At 38.6% G+C, this 7,303-nt stretch carries 2 protein-coding genes and 1 pseudogene; all 3 read left to right on the top strand.

Annotated features, from left to right (window positions below; genetic code table 11):
- Positions 1 to 960: pseudogene (locus ABR854_RS10810) on the top strand (hypothetical protein); the annotation flags it as partial.
- 118 nt (positions 961 to 1,078) lie between these two features.
- Entirely contained in the window at positions 1,079 to 4,546 is a 3,468-nt protein-coding gene (locus ABR854_RS10805; RefSeq protein ID WP_350265407.1) for an Ig-like domain-containing protein, read from the top strand.
- Between the two features lie 566 nt (positions 4,547 to 5,112).
- The gene (locus tag ABR854_RS10800) at positions 5,113 to 7,119 is read left to right on the top strand and encodes a T9SS type A sorting domain-containing protein (protein WP_350265406.1); all 2,007 of its coding nucleotides are present in this window, start codon (positions 5,113 to 5,115) and stop codon (positions 7,117 to 7,119) included.
- Positions 7,120 to 7,303: the final 184 nt, after the last annotated feature.

The following is a 7,303-nucleotide window of genomic DNA, read 5'->3' as shown; positions in this document are numbered from 1 at the left end:
GGCAGTGTAACATTAACAGCTTCGGGTGGCACCAGTCCTTATCAATATCAACAAGGGACAGGGAGTTTTGTATCGACGAATGCCTTTACAGGCTTAGCGGCAGGAACCTATAGTTTTACAGTTAAAGATGCGAATGGTTGTAGTGTAACCACAAGTGCAACAGTCACTCAACCAGTAGCGGCATTAAGTGTAAATGTTCCAGTAGTAACTCCTATTTGTCAAGGCCAATCAGCAACGTTTACGGCAACAGCCTCAGGTGGAACATCACCATATACCTATACTTGGAGTAACAGTCTTCCAAATGGATCAACTCAGACTGTTACACCATCAACTACAACAACCTATACGGTAATTGCAACTGATAGTAAATCATGTAGTGCAACGACAACAGTTATCGTAACTGTAAACCCATTGCCAACTGCATCATTAGCAACTTCAGCACCTTGTGCTGGAACAACGACAGTCTTAGCTCCAACAGGACTGTCAAACGCTGCAACATTCCTATGGAGTACAGGGGCTACATCATCTAATATTTCGGTAAACCCTACAGTTCCTACAGGATATTCCTTGACAGTAACCTCATCTTCAAATCCAGCATGTTCTATTACACGCACAGTTTGGTTAGATGTAAAACCATTACCAACTGCCGAAGTTACAGTTATTCCTTCAATGTGTTTGGGAAGTGTAGCTCAAAGTAACGGTCAATTAATGCTGAATAAATACCGTGATTCAGACCAAGTAGCTTATGGTTCGCCGATTTCAGCTACTCCAACTTTTGCAAATATTCCATCAGGTGGAATCTTTGCTTCAGGATTAGCGAATACAGTTGCCACTTACACGATAAGATTGAAAAATACAGTTACAAATTGTATCAATGACCTTACTGCTGTCATGTCAGTAACTGTATGTCCTTGTCCAGCAGGTTACTGTGAACCAGCAACAGTTGTAAAAACAAAATAAAAAAATTATTAAGTGGTACAGTTTTTGCGTAAGTAATAATCAAGGATAACTATATCATTGATATAGCAATATAAAGAACTCATACTCAATTAAATATAACAATTACTCAATTTGTCAAATGAAAAACAATTTACTCAGTATTAAACATTCCAACCTTAAATTTGCCAAGATTTTGGCAAATTGTTTAACGGTTTGCGTGTTACTATTGTTTGTAAGCCTAACAACTTACGGACAACGAGTTCCTGTCGCCTGTACAGGAGATGGACCATTCACCATTATTGGTGAGGATGCATCTGCACCGACTGCAAATGATGCAAAAATGCGTATATCAGGAGCTTTATCTGGTGATGATCGTGTAGGTTATTCATTAGGTGCTACATATACAGGTACAAACTTTGCTGGAACAGCAAAGCTATCTACATTAACTGGTGGATATTTATCACAAACTCTCCCTACTCCAACCAATACTGCTGGTACACAGTACACAATTAGGGTTTATAAGGCAGATACTACTTGTTATTATGACAAAGTATTTACTTTAGAATATGTAAACTTTAATACAGCACCTGTTTATCCAGATATCATGGCTAAAGTCACTAAAGCTCCAGATTTGGGATTTTATGCTTTGGGGTCAACTGTAACCATCGTTGTAGAAGTTGAGAATACAGGTACTGGTCCAGCAACTGGCGTAGAATATACCGTTGGTATTCCTCCGGGGCTTACGGCTGTAACAGGAGTTGCTACCTACGGTACTTATGATAATACCACGAAAAAATGGACAATTGGTAATGTCGCTGTTTCTCAAACAAATATAAAGCTAACATTAACAGGTACAGTGGGGACAAGAGGTGTAAAATACCTAACTGCTGACCTAACCGCTTTGGTTGAAAATGATATTGACTCACGACCAACTACCGTAGCAAATCCAAGCAATTCACCAGGAGAAGATGATTTTGGTTCAGTTTGTATCTCTACACCGTTTGATTATTGTACGAATGATGAATATACAATCACATTACCAAGTTATACGAGCATTAAATGGTTCAAAGGTACAACCGAGTTGACAGCCTCTAATGCAGCCACAAATGGTGTAAGATTAAATGGTGATGGATCTTTGACAGTATTCGCAACAGGTGATTATTCATATAGTATGACCGTAGGGCCTAATGCTTGTCCAAGCGGTGGATGTTGTCCTATAAAAGTTGAAGCTGGTAAGCCGCCTGTTTTGGTTGCACCAACTGCCCAAGCAGTTTGTTTCAGCAAACCATTTAATGCAGTAGCTGCTTCAAATACTGAAACCTCTCCTAACGGAACTTATATTTATCAATGGTATAATGCCAATGGTGCTGCTAACCCGACTACCACAGCGATTGTTGGTCAAACAGGTCTTGCTTTAACAGCATTACCAACGGCAGTAGGTACTTATGTATATAAATTGAAAGCGTATGAGCAAGGACACGAAAACTGTGCTGACTCTGTAACGGTAACACTTGAAATCAAAGAATTGCCTACTCCTGTATTGGCGTCAAACAGCCCAGTTTGTGAGCAGAGTCCAATTAATTTTACTGCAACACCAGCAGGAGCAACCAATTACGCTTGGACTGGTCCTAATGGATTTACAGGTTCAAACATTGAAAATCCATCAATTGCGAGTGCAGCACTTGCAAGTGCTGGTAACTACGTAGTAACAGTTACCAATGGAGTTGGTTGTTCAGCAACAGCTTCTGTGAGCGTTGCCGTCAATCCTAAGCCTGTTATTCCTGTGGTTGCCAATAAAACTTTCTGTGCTGAAGATCCGCAAGCAACACTTTCAGCCACAGCTCTTACAGGAAATACACTATTATGGTATGGTACATACTCAACAGGTGGTGTATCATCAACAGCAGCATCATTCCACAACCCAGTTACGGCAGGAGAAACAACTTACTATGTAACACAGAAAGTTGACGAAACAGGGTGTGAATCGAATCGTGCAGAATTATTGGTAAAAGTAAATGCAAAACCACTTCCGCCAACACCTAACCCAGTTTCGGCTTGTCAAAATTCAGCTCCAATTACTTTAGCTGTAACAGGAAGTAACACAGGATTCGCAGTATTGTGGTATGGTTTAAATTCAACAGGAGGAACAGGTTCTACAACTGCAGATATTGCTCCAACTAATGCCACAGGAACTACCACATATTATGTTAGTAGAAAAGCCGACGATACAGGTTGTGAATCTAATCGTGCATCTCTTGCCGTTGAAATTCGTGAAACTCCAGTACCTACATTGGCATCTAACAGTCCAGTTTGTGCTGAAAGCCCAATTAACTTGACTGCAACACCAGCAGGAGCAACAACTTATACTTGGAGCGGACCATCTGGATTTACAGGAAGCAACATTGCTAATCCAACAATCGCAAGTGCAGCTTTGGCTAATGCAGGAACATATAACGTAACCGTAACTAACGGTGTTGGTTGTTCGGCAAGTACATCAGTTAATGTAGTGGTTAATGCTCTCCCTGCCGTTCCAGTAGTGACAAACCGAACTTTCTGTGCGGAAGATAATGAAGCAACACTTGTAGCAACAGCCTTAGATGCTCATAAATTATTATGGTATGGTACTTACTCTACAGGAGGTGTCTCTTCAACAGCGGCACCGAGTCATAACCCGACAACTGCAGGCGAAACAAAATATTTTGTAACACAAGTAAGTGATGTAACTGGTTGTCAGTCTTATCGTGGTGAGTTAGTAGTAGTAGTTAACGCTAAGCCATTACTACCAAAGGCAGATGACAAAACATACTGCCAAGGTGTAACTCCTACGCCTCTTACTGTAACAGGTGATGCTCAGCATACATTCTTATGGTATGGACAGTCATCGACGGGTGGAACAGGCTCAACTGCAGCACCGACTCCTTCGACTGATAATGTAGGAACAACAATCTATTATGTTAGCCAAAAAAGTATTTTAACAGGTTGCGAGTCGAACCGTGACCAAGCAACTGTAATCGTAAACAGCACGCCTAAAGCACCTGTCATAGCCAGTGTTAAATATTGCCAAGATGCAACCGCAACAGCTCTTGCTGCAACAGGAGATACGGGTAACACAATTGTTTGGTATAATGGCGGTGCAACATCAACAACTGCTCCAACACCTAATACTGCTACGGCTGGTTTAACATATTTCTATGTTTCACAAGTAATTCCAGGAACAGGTTGTGAGTCGGGTATGTCAGGTATTCCTGTAACAATCGACCCTAAACCAGTAGCAACAGTTATCGCAGTTAATTCACTTTGTATTGGTACTGTATCTCAAAACAATGCTAAGTTGATTCTAACAAGATACCGTAATTCTGACGAAGTAATTCAGTATAACACAGGTACAACAATTACAGGAACAACATTACCAATCTTGACTAAACCATACTCTGGTGGTGTATTTGCGAGTAACTTGGCCAATCCAACTGTGCCAACTCAAGATTATACTGTAAGAATCCAAAACTCTTATGGTTGTACGATCGACCGTACTGTAAATCTTACAAAAACAGATTGTGGATGTCCTGGCGGATATTGCGAACCTGCAACGATTACCAAAACGAAATAATCAAATGTACAATTCAAGTATAGGTGATACCTAAATAGAGAATAATTAAAGTTGCCTTTCCCAGCTCACTTGCCAGAAGTGGGCTGGGATTAGGCTAAATAAGAGTGTTAAGTACTAAGAATAAGCACCTATCTTTTGCTGTAAATTATAAATTAGTAAAAAGCTGAGTGAAAAAAAGTTATTGAGGAAACTACCTACTTGGGAATGAATTAACAAAAAAAGATCTTCTTTTTGTTACCTTCCATCAGAGACATAGTCATAGTATCATACCAGCAAAAATAAAGTTCAGAGACTGAAATACATCGTATTTATAACAATATTCAATGCTATTTCAGTCAAAAAATTAGAGTTTATCTCTCGGGGAATGTACGTTTTGTAAAAAAAATGCATCCGTTTAATAATTTTTTCAGAATAAATTCTTATCTTGCGGTATCATTTACGACCATTCCTGATGTCCCCATTTTAAATTTTCAAGAATGTCTAAAAACATTCATTGAAAGTGTCAGTTTTCTACCAAGAAAATTCAGCTATTGAGTTTCTATAAATGCTATTGAGTTTTTACTCGTATGAAAAAAAAACAAGGTTTACTAAAGCAAATCTTTGGTAATATCTTCGTAACTGTACTGCTATGCTCGGGCTTGATTTTATCAAGCCCAAATAGCTATGGTACAAATGAACGATTGAATAAACCAAAAGAGAAATCAGCAAAAATCGATTGTTTTCCGCCTATATTTACGCTTAGAAGCGTAGATGTAACACAGCCAAACACTAACGATGCTCAGCTTATTTTATCAAACATCCAAAACGCCAGACGTTATGCCGTTTCTGATAAAGGAACAGCAGAAATGACTTATGCTAAAGCAATTATTTTTGATCCTACCAAAAAAGAAGTAGCTATTAAAGGTTTACCAAATCCTACCGATTTTACATCATATACTGTGAGAGTATATAATTCGGAGACTTGTTATGCCGATCAAAAAATTACTTTAGAACACGTGAATTTTGCTGATTTGGTCGATGAAAGTCGTTTAGAACTTATCCAAGCAGTTGATAATCATAACCCAGCAATTGATGAAACCGTTACTTTCACAACCATTATTTCAAATAAAGGTAATAAAACAGCAACAGGAGTTGAAATTCAAACTCTCATCAGCAGTAGTTTGAGAGTTGTTTACTTTTATTCTGATAGAGGTGTGTTTGAATCAAACAGTGGATTGTGGGGTGTTGGTAATGTAAATAGCGGAGAAACTATTAAACTCGTAGTAAAAGCTAAGGTTTTGCAGCAAGGATTATCATATTTAACCTCATATATTTGGCGTCAGAATGGTAGAGAACGAGATATAAAAGCTCGTAATGCTGCTGATGGAGGAGATGATTATGGTGTTAGCTGTGTAAGTGTGCCGATTTCATTGAAAAAAGGAGAAAATTATAAAGTTACACTCCAAAAATACAGCGGAGTTAAGTGGTACTATAAAAATGTATCTTCGGGTGTTTATGAGGAAGTTACGAAGAATACACCTTCTGACATTGCAGTTATCAACAAAGATAGTTCTTTAAGCGTATTGAGAGGTGGAGAATATACATTTTCAAAACTCGTCGGTACTTGTAACGTCAGTAGCTGTTGCCCCATTATTATTGAGGGCTGTTCGGGACCCAAAATTGTTGTAGATTCAATTTACTGTAACAAGAAAATTGATAGTTATAGCATAAGAGTTAAGTTACTCGACGACGATTGGAGTATCGTGCAACAAGCATATTTGGCAACTTCAAATATTGGTATGCCAACCGCCGTAGATTATCTAAAACGCCTCAATCGTCTGCCTTTGCAATCGAGTGCGGGTTATGTGGTTGCCAATGGTGATGGTTTCTATACTATCGAAAATATTCCAGCATTTATGCCTAATGTTACTTTAGTTGCTACCGATATTTCGGGCAAATGTAGTAGCAGTAAAATTGTGAATGCTCCAAATTGTAATATTCAGGGTGTACAAGCTCCGCTGGTTTTGAATCAAATAGAGACCTTTGCGGCAGGTAACGAAATACCTTCGTTTAACGTAGTAAGCACAGTTAAAGGAACTGATGTAGTGTGGTTTGATGATGAAAATGCCACTAAACCAATTGCAACAGGCACATATTTTACGCCAACACAAGCAGGTACATACTTTGTAGCCGCTCGTGATCGTAAGACAAAGACTCTTAGTATGAAGCGTGAACTCACGCTTACAGAAATAGTAACACCAAAAGAGGGCGTTTTCAAGGATAAAGTGTGTAAGTGTGAAAGTGCTACTATTTTGCCAGATGATGATTTCAGTAAGGTTACGATTACGGCCTTATACCCAAATCCAGCCGATGACCATCTGACACTTGATTATAATTTGCCTGAAAGTTTACCATCAGCAAAATTAATTTTCTTTAATGTTTCGGGTACGGTAATAGCCTCTTATGGCTTAGAGAACAACGAAAACAAAATTAAAGTAAGTACTTCTACTTGGATGGAAGGAACGTATTTCTTTCAGCTTTCGGTCAATGGCCGTAAGATGAAGAGCGATAAATTTATTGTTATGCATAATTAATTGTTAATTATAAATTGAGTAAAACCTTGTCTTTTGAGTGGACCGCAAGAAATTTTTTTCAAGCAAAAGGTATTTTTTTTGAGTAGGAGTTTTGGTTAGTAACCGAGACTTTGATGAACAGAAACAGCAATTACATTTGTGATTGCTGTTTTTTTTTGATAAAACCTGCCATTCACAAACTTTC

The sequence above is a fragment of the Emticicia sp. W12TSBA100-4 genome (assembly GCF_040253585.1).
Taxonomy (GTDB): Bacteria; Bacteroidota; Bacteroidia; order Cytophagales; family Spirosomataceae; genus Emticicia.
Note: the sequence above shows the minus strand (reverse complement) of the source record. Positions and strands in the feature narration are given on the sequence as shown.